We start from the raw sequence: 17,575 nt of genomic DNA on the forward strand, positions 1-17,575 counted from the left end.
TTCGTATTATTGACGTGACACTAAAAGGTGTTATATAATGAAAAAGTGACACCAAATAGTGTTATTAATCAATGGAGGCCAAGTATGGATACACAAAGAGAAATTCGTAAAACAATTATTCTGAATGCACCAATCGAAAAAGTATGGAAAGCAGTCGCAACATCAGAAGGCATTGCCGCCTGGTGGATGCCGAATACATTTGAAGCTGAACTAGGAAAGGAGTTCATTCTGCACGCAGGACCTTTTGGAGATTCACCGTGCAAAGTGACAGAATTGGAGCCGCCGAATCGCCTTGGCTTTGATTGGGGAAAAGATTGGCACCTTGTATTTGAATTGAAGGAACTTGATTCCAAAACCGAGTTTACTTTAATTCACTCAGGATGGGATCCTGAAAAGGTTACAGAATTTGGCCAGCCTCATACAATTGTCCAAGGAATGATGGATAATGGTTGGGATAAAATCGTTAACGAAGCACTTCCAGCCTATATCGAGGATTAATATGACAGCTTCACAAGCGAGATATGATGTGTTCCAAGCTGTTGCGGACCCAACTCGCCGTAAAATCCTGAAGCTGCTTGCAGACAAGGAGATGCCGATTGCCTCCATAACTGAAAGGTTTCCGATTACGAGGACTGCCGTCAATAAGCATTTATTTGTCTTATCAGAAGCAGGCCTGGTATCTAGCAAGAAAGTTGGGCGGGAAACTCGTTATGCCTTGCAGCCAGAACCGCTTCAGGAATTGCAAGAATGGCTTTCATTTTTCGAATTATATTGGGATAACAGGCTATCTGCACTTAAACATTTAGTGGAATCGGATGATGAATAATGAAGTGTCAAAATTCTTTTATTCATGTCGAAAGGTTTAATCGCTTTAAATGGCTCTCAGATTAAAATCAGCCCCGATGGTCAATCGCAGGCAACATATCTGACTTCCAAGCATGGAGCAATTCCATGCTTCTTTACATTCCTGCTTAACAAATGCGTACATAAGGTCTACACTAATAATTATTGAGAATTGCATCTTCCAGGAGGGAGCAGACCATGGATATCAAACTAAGTCAAAAAAACATCAAGGATTTATGCGGAACTGTTTCCTTCAAGCGGGGGGATGCGTTTTACCGTGCGGGAAAAGTCGAATTCACTGATTATAATGCGGATGAAGTAGGTGCAACCGTGACGGGGGCGGATGTATTCCATGTCACGGTCACCGAAACAGGGGGCGGTGATTTCGCAGCTGAGTGCACATGTCCAAAGCTAGCGTCTGTCAAGCATGAGTGCCAGCATGTGGCTGCGGTCTTATTGGCAATCATGGACAAGCAAAAGAAAGGGACATCACTATCAACTAAGAATATTGATCATAAAGGCAGCGATCTGGCTGAAGGTCTGCTGACCATTTTCAGCGAAGGACCTCGCAGGACAAGCGGCCAGCAGCTCCACTTTGAAACAAGGAAAAACCTGAACGCGGTGTTCAATATTGAACCTGTCAAAAAGAGTGACCAGGAAATGCTGCTCGGTATATCGATGAGTATTGGTCCAATTGAAATCGAGGACCTTCAAGGGTTCCTGTTGAGTGTAGCAAATGGGAAGAAAGCACATCTATCTGATTTATTCACCTATGATTCGAAGCTTCATTGCTTTCAAAATGATATATATTCAATCATCAACATGCTCATTCAAATCGTTGAGGACGCTGAAATAAAGACTAATAATGGTATTTATAAGTCAACATTAATCATTCCGCCCTCCTTCTGGGTTGAGCTGTTTCCGCTGCTGAAAAATATACCTGATGTTAAGTTTAAGGAAAACGGCAAGATCACTGGACAGTTTTCAGTTTCAAACGATAAACTTCCCCTTATGTTCAATTTTGAAAAAATGACAGAGAGAGACTATTCTTTAAAAATTGCAGGTATTTCTGAACTCATTGTGATGGAAAAGTATGATCTCGTTTGGACGAAAGCCAGCTTGACCCAGCTCAGTACAGAGGATTGCAGCAGATTATTCGAACTGAAAAACATGCTCGCGAAAACCAAAACGGATAGCATACCGATTTTACATGATCAGATGGGATTCTTTGTGGAAAAAGTTGTGCCGGGACTGCGCCGTATTGGAGAAGTTCAAATAGACGGCGATATAACGAAGCAGTTTATGACAGAGCCATTGACCGCAAAACTTTATCTGGATCGTGTGAATAACCGTTTGCTGGCAGGAATTGAGTTCCAATATGGAAAAATCATGTTCAACCCGCTCGAGGACAGGGAACCGAAAGTGAATTCTCTGTTGATCAGGGATAGTGTCAAGGAGGATCAGATACTGGAGCTGCTGGATGAAGCTTCATTTGCGAAAACAGAAGGCGGTTATTTTTTGCATAATGAAGAGCTTGAGTATGAATTTCTGTATCATGTCATGCCAAAGCTGCAAAAACTTGTACAGATTTATGCCACTACAGCCGTCAGGAATCGGATATTCAGGGAGCCAGTACGGCCGCAAATTCGAGTCAAGGTGAAAAAAGAACGGACAAACTGGCTTGAATTCAAATTTGAAATGGATGGGATTCCTGAAAAACAGATCAGGGATATACTTGAAGCACTTGAGGAAAAAAGGAAGTTCTACAGGTTACGCAATGGATCGCTAATGTCGCTGGAAACAAGGGAATGGGAAGAAATCCAACGTTTTTTGAATGCAGGACCAATACAGGATGAGGATCTCGAAAAAGGGCTTAATGTCCCAATTGTCCGGGGTATGCAATTGATAGAGTCATTCGAGGATGGACCTGTACTTCAATTTGAAGAAACTTTCAGGAATTTTCTCGAGGAAATCAGTACTCCTGGTAAGGTGAATTTCGCTGTCCCTGAAAAATTGGAGTCCATCCTACGGGAATACCAGAAACAGGGTTACCAATGGATGAAAACTCTCGCAAGCTACGGATTTGGCGGGATTCTTGCTGATGATATGGGTCTTGGTAAAACGCTGCAAAGCATTACATATATCTCATCGGAACTTAGCAATGTGAGAGAAAGGCAACAGCCGATCCTGATCGTTTGTCCATCATCCATTGTTTATAACTGGCTCAGTGAATTCATGAAATTCACTCCTGAAATCCAGGCAGTCATCATAGACGGCAATAAAGCAGAACGGTCCAAACTTTTAAAGGATGTTTGTGGTATTGATGTAGTCATTACCTCTTATATGCTTTTGCGCAAGGATGTTCACCTATACGAAAAAATCAATTTTCACACTGTGTTTTTCGACGAAGCACAGGCTTTCAAAAATCCGCTTACCCAAACGGCAAAAGCAGTGATGAACATACAGGCGAACCACCGCTTCGCATTGACGGGTACGCCGATTGAAAACTCTACAGAAGAATTGTGGTCTATTTTCCGGGTTGTATTTCCAGAGTTATTCCAGGGGCTGAAGGAATACAGTCATTTGACAAGCAAAACCATCGCCCGCAGGATCCGGCCATTTTTATTGCGAAGGGTAAAAGAAGAAGTACTTCAAGAGCTGCCGGAAAAAATCGAATCAATCGATAGAGTTGACTTGCTGCCTGAGCAGAAAAAGCTTTATGCTGCCTATTTAGCAAAGCTTCGCCATCAAACGCTGAAGCAGCTGGACAAGAATACGATCAGGAAAAATCGAATCAGGATTCTGGCCGGATTGACGAGGTTAAGGCAAATATGCTGCCATCCAGCGTTGTTTGTAGATGGATACAAGGGGAGCTCTGCAAAATTTGATCAGTTGAAACAAATCATTGAGGAGTCAAGGTTTGCCGGCAGGAGGGTGCTCATTTTTTCTCAGTTCACGAAAATGCTAGATCTAATCGGCAGGGAGCTAGCATATGAAGGAATTCCATTCTTCTACCTGGACGGACAGACACCTCCTGAAGAGCGAGTGGAAACCTGTGAAAAGTTCAATACCGGGGAACGGGACTTTTTCCTGATTTCCCTGAAGGCAGGAGGCACAGGCTTAAACTTAACAGGAGCCGACACAGTCATCCTTTATGATTTATGGTGGAACCCCGCCGTTGAGGAGCAGGCAGCTGACCGGGCACACCGAATGGGCCAGAAAAACACAGTCCAGGTCATTAAATTAATTGCCCGCGGCACAATCGAAGAAAAAATGAACGAACTGCAGGATAAAAAGCGGAATATGATCGAAGAAATTATCGAAGAAAAAAGCCCAGCATCACTGACAGAAGAAGATATCCGCGAAATTTTGCAGATATAGCTTGGATGGAAACCATTAAGAATATCGAAAAAAATAATAGACTCGTGTTTAAGCTTGACAAGAGATATTTATAGGCAACAGTAAAGCCCCTATTCAGCGAATAGGGGCTTGCTACATTATTTTGCAACTTCGTTATCCAAATAGGATCTCAGTGTTTGCTGAAGTGTACCTTTGGTTTCTGCCTTTTGGTTAAAAGTGATTCCTGTTTGGATCATTTTTTTAACAAGTTCCGGTCGCATTCCAGTTATAACAGCGTTTGACCCCATCATCGCAACGCCGCTCAATACTTTTTGGAAATGGGAAATGACATTCATTTCCATGTCTGCAATCCCCGAAAGGTCCATAATCAAGGTCTGCACTTTAAGTCTTGATATATCCATCAGGATCTTTTCTTCAATAATCTGCATTCTGTAATCATCGATCATACCAATTAGAGGAAGAACAGCAACAGAAGCACTGACTGGGATAATTGGAACAGACAAATGTTCAACCAATTTCCTCTGCGAGTTAAGCAGTTCATCTTTGTACTTTGTATAAGTCAGGAAGAATGTATTAAGGAATTGGTCTACTCGATCATTGATCTTTTTCTCGAGCTGGAAAAATTCCTCACGGTCAGAAAATCTGTTATGCAATTGATCATATTTGTTAAGGAAGTGCCACAAAGTTCGACGGATGGCCTGAATCCACTCCAGTTTGAACGCAACAGTCAACGAGTGTTCTGCCCAGGCGATTCCTTCTTGTTCAGCAAAAGCAACCAGATTCTCTTCCTGTTGCTCTACTATGTACACAATTAATTTTTCAGCATTTTTTAACAGATCGATATTCCCTTTTTGGAGGATTTCATTAATCTTTGAAGCTACATTTACCGCTTCTGATAACAAGTGTTGTTCGAAAAGTTCCCTATTCGATTGAATGAAATCGGTAACTTCATTTCTATGGTTAAAAGTTGATTCCATTTTTATGTACACTCCCCGGCAATTTACTCAAATTTAATTAACAACATATAGATAGGGTTAAATATCCTTAATTTAACTGTAGCAAACAATAGGAGTAAACTCAAATATTCCAGCACCAGAACACCTGATACTCGATTTTTTGCAGGAAATATGCTCAGAAAACCGAAATAAGTAACTAGCCCATGATTTAAGGAGATACAAGTAAGAGTTAAGGAGGAAAACAATGGGATGGTTCATCATTGTTATAATTGCGTACCTACCGATATTTTATCGGATACACCGCCGACTTGATTTTCTGGAAAAAGAGGTTGAGAGGTTAAGCAAAGAAAAGGAATAGCATGATAAAAGGATGGAGATCAACAATTGAAAGGGATTGGAAGAGCAGTCAGAAAAATCAATAGTATGGAAAATAATAATATTATGTTAAGTGTATTTTACCCAGCTATTAACCAAACCGAAGGTCCATATACACAAATATTCATTCCGTCGGAAGAAGAAGCATTGAACATATTCATTGAATTGGGGGCGGATAAGGACCACATCTCGGAACTGATAGTGGAATTCACTAATAATGCCAATATCCTGGATGATCAACCGTTGCCGGTCATATTGTTTTCTCCAGGTATTGGTGTCGACAGGGACCTTTATACGTCCCTTATTAAATACCTTGTTGAAAACAGGTATGTAGTTGTAACGATCGGACACATTCTCGATACATTATTTACAGTGATGGAGGATGGAGAAATATTGTTCCAGGATGAATCAGTCAGAACACTGGATTTTACTGATTTTCAGGCATTGAAGGAACTTCTTGAAACACGGGTTTCTGACATTATAACTGTTCTTGATAATCTGGAGGACATTAATGGTCATGACCCTCTGCTCAAGGGGATATTCAATTTATCCAATACAGTTGGAGTAGGGCATTCCCTTGGTGGAGCAGCGATGTTGGAAACCGCCAGGAAGGATTCAAGATTAAAAGCTTGTATCAGTCTTGATGGTAGTCTGCATTTGCTGGAAAAAGAAGGTGAGTTCCACTTTCCGGTATTAAACCTGAGACAAGAGCAGGCAACCTGTGAAGAAATGATGTCGGTAATGAAGGATGTCATTGCCGAAGCATATACTGAAGGCCAGGAATACCTATATCAGAACAGTAGAGATCATCGAGTCTTCGCAAAAATCAGAGGAGCGGACCATATGTCGTTTTCTGATATCCCGTTGATTTTTAACCAGGGAGAGGATGAGGAACGGACAGGCATCTATGAAGCTATTAACGAAGCGGTTGGAGCTTTCCTATTAAGAGGTCAATTCAGTTCTATTTCAGAGAGAATAATACTGATCAATGAAAACGGGAGAGTGATTTAACTTGAAGCAAGAACAAGTGATGGTAAAACAGCTTCTTGATTGGGCTAAGCCAAATGAAAATATCAGGACGGTGCTCATGACAAGTTCAAGAGCTAACCCTTATGCTTTCACAGACTTATTTACAGACTTTGATTTCGAGATTTTCGTTGATGATTTAGAGGCTTTTAGCAATGACGATGCATGGCTAGATCAATTCGGTTCGCTCATAAAGAAAGTGGTTTTGCAGAATGGCAATTGGCGAACGAGACTCGTCCTGTACGAAGACGGAACAAAGATAGATTTTCAGGTTACCACGAATGATTTTGTTAAACACCTGGCTTCCATGCCAGAACTGCCAGATGCATATGACAACGGATATAAAGTTCTGTTGGATAAGGATGGCATCACAAAAGGAATCTCGGCTCCATCTTATATGGCATACATAACAAAGAAGCCTTCAGCGGAAAGATTCGCTGATATTATCAATAGTTTTTGGGGAGATACCGCATATGTCGCGAACAGCCTATGGCGTGATGAACTGTACTATTCAAAATACATGCTTGACAATGTCATACGATTCCAGTACCTCCAGCCTGTGATTGAATGGCACCTGGGAGTAAAGCATGATTGGAGCATCAATCCCAATAAGTTCGGCCGTTGGTTCAAACGATACCTGGATTCAGAAACATGGGCAGAACTGGAAAGGACTTATGCAGGAGCGGGTATTGAAGAAAACTGGGAAGCTCTCTTCCGGACAGCAGACTTTTTCAGCCGCCTGGCACAAGAAGTCGGGAAGAGTTTGGGATATGAGTATCCAATGGAATATGAGCAGAAAATGAGGGAGTATTTGTTAAAGGTGAAGAAGTTGCCGCAGGATGCTAGAAGCTTTACTAAGTAACATCATCAAACATGAGCTAACAGAGAGGCTATTTAATACTGAAGGGCATATCGGCTGTGGTATCCGACCGAGCGAACGGCGAAAGGGACTGGCGACAAAAATTTTGTCATTGTGCCTGGAGAAAGCACAGTATTTAGGTATTAGTAAGGTACTTGTTACATGTAATGAAGACAATGTCGGTTCAGAGCGTGCTATTTTAAAAAATGGCGGCAAAGAGGATGTCAGTTATATAGAAGAAAATGGCAATGTAGTGAAACGGTTCTGGATTGATTTAGAAAGGCCGGAGCCGAAATGAAAGTTATGCAGAAGAATCTGTTTCAGTAACTTCAGACAGTTTGGGATTAACCGGAGAAAAGCTGTCAAAAGAAAGGGTAACTTCAGACAGGTTTGCAGTTAAACGATGAAAAGCTGTCAAAAGAAAGGAGAACTTTAGACAGGTTTGGGGTTAAACGATGAAAAGCTGTCAAAAGAAAGGCCAACTTTAGACAGGTTTGCTGTCAAACGATGAAAAGCTGTCAAAAGAAAGGGTAACTTCAGACAAGTTTGCGGTCAACCGGTGAAAAGCTGTCAAAAGAAAGGGCAACTTCAGACAGGTTTGCGGTCAAACGATGAAAAGCTGTCAAAAGAAAGTCCAACTTCAGACAGGTTTGCGGCCAACCGGAGAAAAGCTGTCAAAAGAAAGGGTAACTTCAAACGGGTTTGCGGTCAAACGATGAAAAGCTGTCAAAAGAAAGGGCAACTTCAGACAGGTTTGCTGTCAAACGATGAAAAGCTGTCAAAAGAAAGGGTAACTTTAGACAGGTTTGCGGTCAACCGGTGAAAAGCTGTCAAAAGAAAGTCCAACTTCAGACAGGTTTGGGGTCAACTGGTGAAAAGCTGTCAAAAGAAAGGGCAACTTCAGACAGGTTTGCGGTCAAACGATGAAAAGCTGTCAAAAGAAAGGCCAACTTCAGACAGGTTTGCGGCCAACCGGTGAAAAGCTGTCAAAAGAAAAGGCAACTTCAGACAGGTTTGAAGTCAAACGATGAAAAGCTGTCAAAAGAAAGGCCAACTTCAGACAGGTTTGCGGCCAACCGGAGAAAAGCTGCCAAAAGAAAGGGTAACTTCAAACGGGTTTGCGGTCAAACGATGAAAAGCTGTCAAAAGAAAGTCTATCTTCACAAAGAAGAAGGCTTATGCTGACAGAATGCAATTAACTGATTTCTGGTTTGTTTCCGAAACTACGGTATGAAATGATCCTTGTCACAACACTTGCCAATGACCCGATTAGTGCACTGCCTACAATATCTGAAGGGTAATGATGACCGACCCAAATCCGGGAAAAACCGGTCAGGGCAGACAACCACGTCATCAGTATTCCTAACCTGCGCTGGAACATCAATAGTGAGGTAGAAGCGGCAAAGGCCAGAACAGTGTGCTTGCTCGGGAAGGATGAATCCATTTTTGAAGGAATGAGAATACCAACCCGTCTTTTCTTGAAAGGCCGAGGCTTATAATAAAAGATTTTAATGAAAAATTGAATGACAAAGCTGATAAAAACAGAACTTCCCGTTTCAATAGCAATCTGCTTGTTCCGTCGGCTCTTAAAAAGAAGTAATGCTGTTATAAGAATATAGACATAGCGCATCCGATTGGATATGAATATCATTAATAAATCTACTGGGGTGAATCGGCCAGAAAGTCTGTTGATTAACTGAAAAAGTTTAAGGTCCATCTAGTTTCTCCTCATTATTTTTAACCTTACTTTTCCCTGGCTGGTCATAAAAATGTATGAAATAAGGAGAGGGTTTAGAAATGGAAGCAAAGCTATTAAATAAAGAAGCATTCAAGGCTATCGGAGTCAAATGGATCGGTACTTTTGAACAGGCAGCCAAAGGAGAAATCAAAAACTTTCACAGGGGATTTCTCGAAAGGAAAAATGAAATAGAATGCGCTGTAAATCCTGAAAACATTCTTGGGCTTTCTTATCACATCAACGAAAATGGTTTTACATATTATCTGGCATTGGAAGTGGAGGATACGGTGGCAGTGCCTGAAGGAATGGAGCTAATTACGGTTCCGGCTTATGCATTTGCCAGTACGGAGTATAAGGGAACAGCAGTGCATGAAGCATATACAGGCTTGTATACATGGATCAAACAAAATGGCTATTTAATAAACCAGAGTGAATTAGAGCATCTGGAAGAGTATCCAGGAAGTTTTGATCCTTTAAAAGATGAACCTGAACTGAGAATCCATATTCCGATTATCGCTTAAAAGAGGGATTTTTTTAGGAGGGTAATGTTTAAGGGGAAGGAGTCGGCTTAAAAGTTTCCCAAGTTCATTTTTATCAAAAAAAAACAAGCACTTTGGAAGCTGCTTGACCAATGGCTTTAGCAAACTTCTTTCTTTTAGGCTGAGGTGTTGGTCTTTTCATTCCCAATATCCTCCCCGCCTGGGTTACTGTTACCTATTCGAAATAATTCCAGACCTCTTAGTAAGGCATCACCCCCGAAGCCAGCCATGATTGACATCAAAAAAACTCTTAGCAGTGAATCAGCTTCGGATGAGACTACCAAAAGAGCGGCGGCCAGTGAACCTGTAAGGATCTCTTCTAAAAAACCCAGGTAAATGAACTTTTTTGTTCTTCTCGGCATGATGATCTTGCCTCGTCTTCTCACATGTGCTGTCAGTCCAACAAATCCACCGATGACCATTGCGAAAATAATGTTTTCTAACATGTTCATCACTCTCCTAAAGTCCAGATTTTTGTTGGTCGACCTTAGGTAACTCTAGGTGTATTACTATTATACAAGTAGTAATGGTGGAAAAGCATGTGTAAATTTATCGAATTTTCAGTATATTTAAATGGTATAAACTATGTGTAACTTTTTGGTAAAATTTAATATTTGACACCTTTGAAAAAAGTTACAGGCCTATTGTCATAAAGAATCGATTTAAATGAAGGTAATCAATTTGGAAAAACCAATTGAACAGGAGGATACCAATGTTTGTTATAAATGTGGAAGGGGCAATTTGCAGAGATGGAAAATGGCTGATCATTGAAAGGAGCTCCAAAGAGGAACATGCAGGAGGCCTTTTGTCGCTTGTAGGAGGGACGGTAGAAAACGAAGGGTTCTCTAAAGACTTGCTTGAGCGGACCTTGAAACGGGAGCTCTTTGAGGAAGTGGGTATTACAATAGAAGATGATGTTGATTATGTCAGAAATACTTCTTTTGTTCTCCCAGATGGAAGGGAAGTGCTTGATCTGGTTTTTTATTGTGAAATTGCTTCAGGAGAACCGGTTGCAAAAAGTCCAGATGAAGTCGCCGCTGTATACTGGATGACGGCTGAAGAAATCAATGCCCATCCAAATGCTCCTGTTTGGTTAAAAGAGAGCATTGAAGAAGCTGAGCATACAATCAGAAAAATTCAATTTAAATGATACCGCCTGATACAGGTGGTTATTTTTTTTGCCTAAAAAAGGAAATGTGTGTGAATTTAGCGAATTAGATTATGTAGTTTTCACCCATGAAATGAGAGGTAGACAAATTGGATTTTGCAGAGAAATTAATGAAGGAAATTCATTCAGCTATTGGTCAAAATAAACGCTTTATTCTAGGTGTCGATGGACTTAGCAGGTCAGGGAAAACGACTCTTGTAAAAAGACTCGGTTCAATGTTGGATTCAAAAGACATTCAAAACCTGATTATCCATATAGATGACCATATTGTTGAACGGAAGTCCAGATACAATACCGGGCAGGACGAATGGAGAGAGTATTATTATCTGCAGTGGGATATTGAGTCGCTCAAGGAAATTTTGTTTGAAAAGCTCATTTCCTCTAGTGAACTGAAGTTGCCCTATTACGATAATTATTTGGATCGACATGAATATAAAAACCTGAATATAGCTGATAAGAAGGTCATTTTTGTTGAAGGGATCTTCTTGCTGAGAAAGGAATGGAGCAGCTTTTTTGATTTTACCGTCTTTCTGGATTGCCCAAGAGAGGTTCGCTTTTCAAGGGAAAGCATGAAAACTCAGCAGAATATCGAAAAGTTCACTAAAAGGTATTGGAAGGCTGAAGATTTTTACATGAAAAAAGTGAGGCCGATTGAAAAAGCGCAATTAGTATTATCATGCGATAAGTTGGTGAAAGAGTGACTGTAGGTTTGGATAAGAAGTTCACAAAAGAAAAAATCAACTCCTGTCTTGTTTTGCAGGAAAATAAAGTGATATATGAATTTTTCCGAAACAACAAACAAAAGCAAAAATTGCACAAAGTGAATTCCGTGACCAAAAGCGTCCTTTCGATTTTGATAGGCATTGCGATTGATCAAGGGAAAATCAAAAGTGTAAAACAACCGATAGCTGATTTTTTTGAATGCCTAGAGGAATCCAAAAAAGCAATTACAGTTGAGCATCTGCTGACTATGACCCCAGGTTTTGACTGGCCTGAGTTTACGAGCTGGGGCGGCAGACCGATGCCGATGATCAACAGCAAGGACTGGATAAAGTTTGTCCTCGACCGGGAAATGATCGAGGAACCTGGAGTAAATATGTATTACAATTCCGGAGCCTCACATTTATTAAGCGCCATCCTTCAAAAAGCAGCAGGGGAACCTCTGACAAGTTTTGCTGAAAAATACTTGTTTCAACCGATGCAAATTAAAGATTATGTCTGGCATTCTGACTCAAAGGGAATCGCAATTGGCGGGTTTGGTCTGTCTTTAAATCCTTTTGATCTTCTGAAAATAGGCAGGCTCATGCTAAGTAACGGAAAGTGGGAAGGCAAGAGGATTGTTTCAGAGGAATGGATACGAGAATCTACAGCACCAAGGTACATCGGTCCTTATTTTGGAATGTACGGTTACCACTGGTGGATTCTTTCAGATGAAGACAATGCGCCGTTCAGCCCGCATGCCTTTTTTGCCATGGGATATGGCGGGCAATATATCATAGTCGTACCTGATATATATTTAGTCACGATCTTTACCAGTGACAACTATGCTGAAACGCACGTACCCCTGGAGTACTTTAAAACAGATATACTGCCGTCATTCATTTAGTATCAAAAAGAAAGTAGTGTGCATATATGGATTGGAAAAAGTTGTTTAGCTTTCGCAAGAGTCAGGAGAAGGAATTGAATCTTCAGGAAGCAGATTTTTCAAAAGAGGCACTTGCAATTGTACAACGGAATTCACACGGCAAAATAATGCCCTTTTATAAGACGGACTTATCTTCTGATGAAGCAGATGGATTGGCTGGAATTTGTATTGAGACCAGTGAGAAAGAGTCGGAACATCTTGTTTTAAAGCTTAACCAGGAGTTGCAGAAGGTGAACTATCAGGCCTTTATTTGCGATTATGATCAAAAAGAAATCGGAATTATTAAGGGTACAGACCAATTCGACATTCTGAAGGTCCAGCAGACCAATGGAGACAATTGCGATATAGGCAATGAAAACGTCATTTCAAAGCTGAAGGACTGGCATGGTAGGTATCCCTTCATCATCATTGGGGCGGATTATGACTGGGTAGAAATGAGGTTTCAATCCATGCCTAAAGACAAGGAATTAAAAGGGCTGGCAAAAGAAATCGAAAAATTCTGTCCGGATATCGTGGAACAGGGAACAGGAACAATCAGCGGTTTGATTCAGGATATGAAAGAGACAGGGAAATTATTATTATGGTGGGATTAATATGTTAAAGCGTTACAGATTATTAATGATTTCTATTTTCATTGGTGTAATCGGAATCTCCATTACTCCTTTCTTTGATTCTGTCGTTGTAACCCCTGATTATGATTTGACCAAGCACAGACTTGGACTGCCGCTTCCGATTATTGAACAGAACACCTGGTTGACACCTTTGGATGATGCTTTTCCGTTTGAATTAGGATTAGTGAGTCCGCAGGAGAACCCTACGAAAATATTAATAGGTAACTATTTACTCCTTGTGGTGGCCGCTGTGGGAACTGTTTATATGATTCTAGTGTGGATGAAGGGTTTATCTAAAAGGATTAGGTGATGTTCATGTCTGATGAAATCTCTTTGAAGTTCAAAAGATTTGCGGTTCAAGAATGTAAAGGCTCAAGTCCGCTTTATGAATTCCTTTCTTCAAAAATAGCTGAAGATACTTTAATGCTTGATCTTGCAGGAAAAGCGAGAGAAGGACAACCAGTGCCAAATCTATTTTTGGGAGCTGTACACTATCTATTATTGAAAGGATATAATCACCCGCTGGCGGGATTCTATCCAAGTTTGACCGATCAGCCTCTTCCTGCAGAAGAAGCTTATCCGGTTTTTGTTGATTTTTGCCGGACCTATCCTGATGAGTTGATCGAGTTACTTAAAAGTAAGATCGTCCAGACAAATGAGGTCAGGCGCTGTTCTTATCTCTATCCCATTTTTAGCCGCATTTCCCTTATGACCAGAAAGCCTTTGGCATTGATTGAAATCGGAACGAGTGCTGGCTTGCAGTTATTTGTGGACAAATACAGTTATTCATATGGCTCAGATGAGATTTTCGGTAATTTTGATTCAGAAGTTCAACTGAGATCTGAATTAAGAGGAGATCAAACACTTTTGAATCCATTGCCCCATTTTGATGTTGCAACAAGAATAGGAGTCGACCTGAATATTAATGATGTTAGAAATACAGAGGATTATTTATGGCTAAAGGCATTGATCTGGCCTGAACACGCTGAAAGACGGGAGTTATTTGAAAAAGCAGCAAGCTATGTAAGCAATCAAACATTAAGTTTAATAGAGGGTGATGGAGTAGAGGTCCTCAGGTCCCTGGTAAGCGAAGTTCCGGAAGAACAGGTGATTTGTGTATTCCATACCCATGTTGCAAATCAAATGCCAGTCCAGACTAAGGAGAAGCTTTTGGGACAAATAAAAGAAATAGGGAAGCGGAGGGCAATTTTTCATATATACAATAATATTTATGATGTAAAGCTGCACTTGGATTATTATCTCGATGGTAATGAAAGCTTGAACACAATCGGGGAAACCGACGGCCATGGCCGGTGGTTCAAGCTTAATTTTTAGGATGTTGAAATTTTTCCGTTGGGGTGACTTGTATGGATGAAGGCTCTTTAATTATTTCTGGCATAGGTATGGCCATAGGGGTTTTTTACTCAATTTATCATCTTTTTATTAGTAAAACGTCAGCCGGCTTGGAGAAAGAAATAGAAGAGAAGATGCAAGCCCATCCAGTCGCCAATGTGATCCGTTATTTGATCTTCATTGCTGTAAACTCTTTCCTTGGAAATATGTTTTTTGACATAGGATGGCTTTTATGGATTAGTTTTTTCTCTGCAGTTGCATTATGGATTTTGCTGGTGGAGCATCAGTTTAACTTTTCATACCTAAGCAGTATCTTTATGATTCTCTTGATTTTTTCAGGAGCTGGTGTACCGACCCATCAACAATCGTTTATAAATCATATTAGTGATCATACAGAATACGAATGTCTAAGAATTGAGTGCGTGAAAGTCTCTGAAGTGCATGTTAATGATGAATTGAAGACTGAGATAAAAACTTTATCCATTCAAGGTTATTCATTTGATTGGTATATGCTATTTGCCAGAGGAGGTCTGACTTTGAAAGATGAAGATGGCAATATAAAGGTATTCAGCGGGGTTAACATCGGGGGCCTATGGCTGCTGGACAAGTGATTATGATTTAGGTGCTTTGAAGAAAACCACTCATGAAGTTTTTTAGGAGGGGGATGCATGGCTGGAACAATATTTTGGCTGTTGGTATTAGCATTTGGCTTCCTGTTTATTGGCGGCTTGATCAATAAATCATGGAAGTTTCTTTTTATGAGCGGACTTGCTGTGACTCTTCCGTCTCTCTATTTTTTGGGAGCCGAGAATTGGTTTAGGAGTTTGGCCCTTGTTCCATTGCTCCCATTTGGCTTGAGTTATTATATGGCGAGAATGCAGAAGTCTACGAGATAACAGCATACAGTGACTTTGATACATTTTTTAATTATGGAGGATCATATGGAATTTCGAATAGCTAAGAAAAGTGATATTGATCAATTAATTAGAATGAGATGGGATTTCACGCTTGAAGATTACCCCGAAATGGGGGAGGGCGTGGAGTATGGTTCCTTTGAAAAAGAATGCAGAGAGTTCCTTGAAACTGCTATACAGAGCGGGAAGTGGTTTGTTTGGGTGGCCGAAAACAACGGGAAAATCGTTTCACATATCTATATAGAATTGATTCAAAAAGTTCCGCGTCCTGGCAGGACCACAAATCCCTTTGCTTATATGACAAATGTATATACTGTTCCCGGACATAGGGGAAAAGGGATAGGCAGCAAGCTGCTATCATGTGTCAATGAATGGGCTGAGGAAATGAAGTTTGAATTTATCATCGTCTGGCCCAGTGATGCAGGCATCGAGTTTTATGGAAGAAACGGCTACACACATTGTAAGGAGCCCATGGAAAGGCATTTTTAAGAAGAAATAAACGTTTGGGTGTGTAAATAATCAGATTATTTGAAACCTTCCCGCCTGACTTGCGTAGTACTTACTATAATGCAAAAAGGGGTGAAAGTTATGAAACGTTTAAGTTTCAATTCGGAAAATACATCGAATCTAATCCTCGTATCCGCGATTATAATAATGATCAGCAGTTTGTTCATGCCACTCGTTTTTGTTTATTTTATACAGGATTATCTTTATCTGTCAGCTGATAAATGGTTTTACGTTACGCCACCTTCTGCTTATATCATTTTCATGATCGGGATGCTTTGGGTAGCGGTAAGTTTATTGCTGCATTTATTTTTAAAGTGGAAGTTTGATTGGAAAAGCCTAAAGTGGGTTTCACTTCTCCTAATCTCAGGCAGCATTCCATTTTTCATGTTTGGTGTGTCTAACTATTACTACCTTGATGACAAGGGTATGCATTTTAATGAGCATAAAACGTTCAATACAATTGACTCTTATTATTGGGACGATATTAAAGAAGCGAAAGAGATTTTCGTGAAAAGCAACGGAGCAACTGTCCTTGACCATTTAACTCTGATCAACAAATCCGGAGAAGTAATCGAACTGCCTTATAACACCAAGGTACAGAACAACAAATTCAAAATCATGGAGAAACTGCAGGAAAACAATATTCCCCTAACCAATAACATGGGAGATTTATATGAGTGATTTAAATGGATACCTGGTTGATTTGATGCGTTCTGCAACTAAGTAAATGAAGATGGAAGGGATGAACATGTTTGTAAAAATATATAGATACCGCTTAAAGCCGGGTAAGGAGCAGGAATACCTCGAAATACAAAACGAAGCCGAACGAATTTATTCGAGCTTCATCGATAAGCAGAGTTTGTTTTTACAAAACCATGACGACAAGGAGATCTGGCAGGAAATACATTTCTATCCGGATAAGAAGAGTTACATTGACGCTGTGTCTACGGTAGACCAGCAGCCTGAAATCCAGGTATTGTACAGTCGGTTTCTTGATGTGATTACCTCACTTGAAGAATTGTCTGAAGAAAACCATCAACTGATTGATTTCCATGAAAAGTAGTTATATGAATAGAATTGGAGATTTTAGATGAGAAAATTTTTTATTGGATTAATCGTTTTAATTGCTTTTGGAGCAGGCTGTAATAATTTCGAGCCTGAGCTGACCAGGATTGATGTGCAAAAAATGACAGAAGAGGGCATGAATGATGGGGAAGAACAGATCATTGCATCAAAGGAAAGGCTGATTAAAATCCAGAAATCCTTGGAAGAAGTCAAATGGTCTCCAAAGACAAAAGCTGAAATGTCCAGGAAAGAGGATGTACTAGCGACGTTTTTCATCCAGGAAGAAAAGAACATGCCTGAAAGATTGTATCAATATCGGATTTGGTTTGAAGGCGAAACGGCTACGCTTATCAGCGAAAAAGAAAATGAGGGTTATGGAAGGTTAACAGATAAAGCGCAGATTTCTCTTCTTGAATCTGAGTTGCTTTCCGAGGAATAGGGGAATGGCAATGAAAACTAAAAAACAAAAGTGGATGACAATCCCTTTTTACCTTATGTTCCTGCTTGTAACGATATCCATCATATTAACAGTTATAGATACGCCATATTCCTTTGAACTTTGGAACTCCCTTTGGACTGGCTATTGGTATTTATGGTCTAATGCAAAAAAATGAGG

22 protein-coding genes and 1 pseudogene are annotated in these 17,575 nt (G+C 40.3%); 20 read left to right on the top strand and 3 right to left on the bottom strand.

The genetic code is table 11. From position 1 onward, the window contains the following. Positions 1-84: 84 nt before the first annotated feature. The 3 genes from RH061_RS09065 (at position 85) to RH061_RS09075 (ending at position 4,224) form a co-directional block, all read left to right on the top strand. A complete protein-coding gene (locus RH061_RS09065) occupies positions 85-498 on the top strand; it encodes an SRPBCC family protein (protein WP_311075526.1) in 414 nt (137 codons plus the stop codon). Between the two features lies 1 nt (position 499). Continuing rightward, positions 500-826, top strand: coding sequence for an ArsR/SmtB family transcription factor (locus RH061_RS09070; RefSeq protein WP_311075528.1), 327 nt, complete (start codon positions 500-502; stop codon positions 824-826). 215 nt (positions 827-1,041) lie between these two features. Then, entirely contained in the window at positions 1,042-4,224 is a 3,183-nt protein-coding gene (locus RH061_RS09075) for a DEAD/DEAH box helicase (protein ID WP_311075529.1), read from the top strand. Between the two features lie 116 nt (positions 4,225-4,340). On the opposite strand, the gene RH061_RS09080 is transcribed toward RH061_RS09075, so the two are convergent. Then, the gene (locus RH061_RS09080; RefSeq protein ID WP_311075530.1) at positions 4,341-5,180 is read right to left on the bottom strand and encodes an STAS domain-containing protein; all 840 of its coding nucleotides are present in this window, start codon (positions 5,178-5,180) and stop codon (positions 4,341-4,343) included. 363 nt (positions 5,181-5,543) lie between these two features. On the opposite strand from RH061_RS09080, the gene RH061_RS09085 reads away from it, so the two are divergent. The 3 genes and pseudogenes from RH061_RS09085 to RH061_RS09095 form a co-directional block, all read left to right on the top strand. Next, positions 5,544-6,545 (top strand): alpha/beta hydrolase family protein, encoded by a 1,002-nt coding sequence (locus RH061_RS09085; RefSeq protein ID WP_311075531.1) that lies wholly within the window; start codon positions 5,544-5,546, stop codon positions 6,543-6,545. Position 6,546: 1 nt separating this feature from the next. After that, positions 6,547-7,422, top strand: a complete 876-nt coding sequence (locus RH061_RS09090; protein WP_396654866.1) for an aminoglycoside 6-adenylyltransferase — start codon at positions 6,547-6,549, stop codon at positions 7,420-7,422. A gap of 4 nt (positions 7,423-7,426) precedes the next feature. Then, positions 7,427-7,717: pseudogene (locus tag RH061_RS09095) on the top strand (GNAT family N-acetyltransferase); the annotation flags it as partial. An 897-nt stretch (positions 7,718-8,614) separates the two neighbouring features. On the opposite strand, the gene RH061_RS09100 reads toward RH061_RS09095, so the two are convergent. Further along, positions 8,615-9,136 carry an undecaprenyl-diphosphatase gene (locus RH061_RS09100; RefSeq protein ID WP_311075532.1) on the bottom strand — a complete coding sequence of 174 codons (522 nt, stop codon included), beginning with the start codon at positions 9,134-9,136 and terminating at the stop codon, positions 8,615-8,617. A gap of 80 nt (positions 9,137-9,216) precedes the next feature. On the opposite strand from RH061_RS09100, the gene RH061_RS09105 reads away from it, so the two are divergent. After that, the gene (locus RH061_RS09105) at positions 9,217-9,678 is read left to right on the top strand and encodes a GyrI-like domain-containing protein (protein ID WP_311075534.1); all 462 of its coding nucleotides are present in this window, start codon (positions 9,217-9,219) and stop codon (positions 9,676-9,678) included. A 134-nt stretch (positions 9,679-9,812) separates the two neighbouring features. Here RH061_RS09105 and RH061_RS09110 read toward each other — a convergent pair whose 3' ends face one another. Then, a complete protein-coding gene (locus RH061_RS09110) occupies positions 9,813-10,142 on the bottom strand; it encodes a DUF4257 domain-containing protein (protein WP_311075536.1) in 330 nt (109 codons plus the stop codon). A 266-nt stretch (positions 10,143-10,408) separates the two neighbouring features. On the opposite strand from RH061_RS09110, the gene RH061_RS09115 reads away from it, so the two are divergent. From RH061_RS09115 to RH061_RS09175, 13 genes are all read left to right on the top strand, one after another. Further along, a complete protein-coding gene (locus RH061_RS09115; protein WP_311075537.1) occupies positions 10,409-10,846 on the top strand; it encodes an NUDIX hydrolase in 438 nt (145 codons plus the stop codon). Between the two features lie 107 nt (positions 10,847-10,953). Further along, the gene (locus RH061_RS09120) at positions 10,954-11,565 is read left to right on the top strand and encodes a kinase (protein ID WP_311075539.1); all 612 of its coding nucleotides are present in this window, start codon (positions 10,954-10,956) and stop codon (positions 11,563-11,565) included. Positions 11,566-11,573: 8 nt separating this feature from the next. Further along, positions 11,574-12,470 (top strand): serine hydrolase domain-containing protein, encoded by an 897-nt coding sequence (locus RH061_RS09125; protein ID WP_311075541.1) that lies wholly within the window; start codon positions 11,574-11,576, stop codon positions 12,468-12,470. A 26-nt stretch (positions 12,471-12,496) separates the two neighbouring features. Beyond that, positions 12,497-13,102, top strand: coding sequence for a DUF4253 domain-containing protein (locus tag RH061_RS09130; RefSeq protein WP_311075543.1), 606 nt, complete (start codon positions 12,497-12,499; stop codon positions 13,100-13,102). Between the two features lies 1 nt (position 13,103). Beyond that, positions 13,104-13,430: a hypothetical protein gene (locus RH061_RS09135; RefSeq protein ID WP_311075544.1), complete on the top strand. Its 327-nt coding sequence runs from the start codon at positions 13,104-13,106 to the stop codon at positions 13,428-13,430. After that, positions 13,430-14,455 carry a DUF2332 domain-containing protein gene (locus RH061_RS09140; protein ID WP_311075545.1) on the top strand — a complete coding sequence of 342 codons (1,026 nt, stop codon included), beginning with the start codon at positions 13,430-13,432 and terminating at the stop codon, positions 14,453-14,455. Before RH061_RS09135 ends, RH061_RS09140 begins: the two co-directional genes overlap by 1 nt. Positions 14,456-14,487: 32 nt before the next feature. Next, the gene (locus RH061_RS09145) at positions 14,488-15,084 is read left to right on the top strand and encodes a hypothetical protein (RefSeq protein WP_311075547.1); all 597 of its coding nucleotides are present in this window, start codon (positions 14,488-14,490) and stop codon (positions 15,082-15,084) included. A 57-nt stretch (positions 15,085-15,141) separates the two neighbouring features. After that, positions 15,142-15,369 carry a hypothetical protein gene (locus tag RH061_RS09150; RefSeq protein ID WP_311075551.1) on the top strand — a complete coding sequence of 76 codons (228 nt, stop codon included), beginning with the start codon at positions 15,142-15,144 and terminating at the stop codon, positions 15,367-15,369. A gap of 45 nt (positions 15,370-15,414) precedes the next feature. After that, positions 15,415-15,876 (top strand): GNAT family N-acetyltransferase, encoded by a 462-nt coding sequence (locus tag RH061_RS09155; RefSeq protein ID WP_311075553.1) that lies wholly within the window; start codon positions 15,415-15,417, stop codon positions 15,874-15,876. 99 nt (positions 15,877-15,975) lie between these two features. Continuing rightward, positions 15,976-16,575 (top strand): hypothetical protein, encoded by a 600-nt coding sequence (locus RH061_RS09160; RefSeq protein ID WP_311075554.1) that lies wholly within the window; start codon positions 15,976-15,978, stop codon positions 16,573-16,575. A 67-nt stretch (positions 16,576-16,642) separates the two neighbouring features. Further along, on the top strand, positions 16,643-16,957 hold the full coding sequence (locus RH061_RS09165; RefSeq protein ID WP_311075556.1) for a hypothetical protein: 315 nt from the start codon (positions 16,643-16,645) through the stop codon (positions 16,955-16,957). 27 nt (positions 16,958-16,984) lie between these two features. Beyond that, positions 16,985-17,398 (top strand): hypothetical protein, encoded by a 414-nt coding sequence (locus RH061_RS09170; RefSeq protein ID WP_311075558.1) that lies wholly within the window; start codon positions 16,985-16,987, stop codon positions 17,396-17,398. Between the two features lie 10 nt (positions 17,399-17,408). After that, positions 17,409-17,573: a hypothetical protein gene (locus RH061_RS09175; RefSeq protein ID WP_311075559.1), complete on the top strand. Its 165-nt coding sequence runs from the start codon at positions 17,409-17,411 to the stop codon at positions 17,571-17,573. Positions 17,574-17,575 lie beyond the last annotated feature (2 nt).

Origin of the sequence: Mesobacillus jeotgali (assembly GCF_031759225.1) — a bacterium.
In the GTDB taxonomy this organism is placed as follows: domain Bacteria; phylum Bacillota; class Bacilli; order Bacillales; family Cytobacillaceae; genus Mesobacillus; species Mesobacillus jeotgali_B.

What these genes read in the sequence shown, in the direction of transcription:
- RH061_RS09145 (WP_311075547.1), top strand. Translation starts at nt 14,488, where the DNA reads ATGGATGAAGGCTCTTTAATTATTTCTGGCATAGGTATGGCCATAGGG.
- RH061_RS09140 (WP_311075545.1), top strand. Translation starts at nt 13,430, where the DNA reads ATGTTCATGTCTGATGAAATCTCTTTGAAGTTCAAAAGATTTGCGGTT.
- RH061_RS09175 (WP_311075559.1), top strand. Translation starts at nt 17,409, where the DNA reads ATGAAAACTAAAAAACAAAAGTGGATGACAATCCCTTTTTACCTTATG.
- RH061_RS09170 (WP_311075558.1), top strand. Translation starts at nt 16,985, where the DNA reads ATGAGAAAATTTTTTATTGGATTAATCGTTTTAATTGCTTTTGGAGCA.
- RH061_RS09070 (WP_311075528.1), top strand. Translation starts at nt 500, where the DNA reads ATGACAGCTTCACAAGCGAGATATGATGTGTTCCAAGCTGTTGCGGAC.
- RH061_RS09135 (WP_311075544.1), top strand. Translation starts at nt 13,104, where the DNA reads ATGTTAAAGCGTTACAGATTATTAATGATTTCTATTTTCATTGGTGTA.
- RH061_RS09105 (WP_311075534.1), top strand. Translation starts at nt 9,217, where the DNA reads ATGGAAGCAAAGCTATTAAATAAAGAAGCATTCAAGGCTATCGGAGTC.
- RH061_RS09160 (WP_311075554.1), top strand. Translation starts at nt 15,976, where the DNA reads ATGAAACGTTTAAGTTTCAATTCGGAAAATACATCGAATCTAATCCTC.
- RH061_RS09150 (WP_311075551.1), top strand. Translation starts at nt 15,142, where the DNA reads ATGGCTGGAACAATATTTTGGCTGTTGGTATTAGCATTTGGCTTCCTG.
- RH061_RS09155 (WP_311075553.1), top strand. Translation starts at nt 15,415, where the DNA reads ATGGAATTTCGAATAGCTAAGAAAAGTGATATTGATCAATTAATTAGA.
- RH061_RS09065 (WP_311075526.1), top strand. Translation starts at nt 85, where the DNA reads ATGGATACACAAAGAGAAATTCGTAAAACAATTATTCTGAATGCACCA.
- RH061_RS09110 (WP_311075536.1), bottom strand. Translation starts at nt 10,142, where the DNA reads ATGTTAGAAAACATTATTTTCGCAATGGTCATCGGTGGATTTGTTGGA.
- RH061_RS09080 (WP_311075530.1), bottom strand. Translation starts at nt 5,180, where the DNA reads ATGGAATCAACTTTTAACCATAGAAATGAAGTTACCGATTTCATTCAA.
- RH061_RS09115 (WP_311075537.1), top strand. Translation starts at nt 10,409, where the DNA reads ATGTTTGTTATAAATGTGGAAGGGGCAATTTGCAGAGATGGAAAATGG.
- RH061_RS09075 (WP_311075529.1), top strand. Translation starts at nt 1,042, where the DNA reads ATGGATATCAAACTAAGTCAAAAAAACATCAAGGATTTATGCGGAACT.
- RH061_RS09165 (WP_311075556.1), top strand. Translation starts at nt 16,643, where the DNA reads ATGTTTGTAAAAATATATAGATACCGCTTAAAGCCGGGTAAGGAGCAG.
- RH061_RS09130 (WP_311075543.1), top strand. Translation starts at nt 12,497, where the DNA reads ATGGATTGGAAAAAGTTGTTTAGCTTTCGCAAGAGTCAGGAGAAGGAA.
- RH061_RS09100 (WP_311075532.1), bottom strand. Translation starts at nt 9,136, where the DNA reads ATGGACCTTAAACTTTTTCAGTTAATCAACAGACTTTCTGGCCGATTC.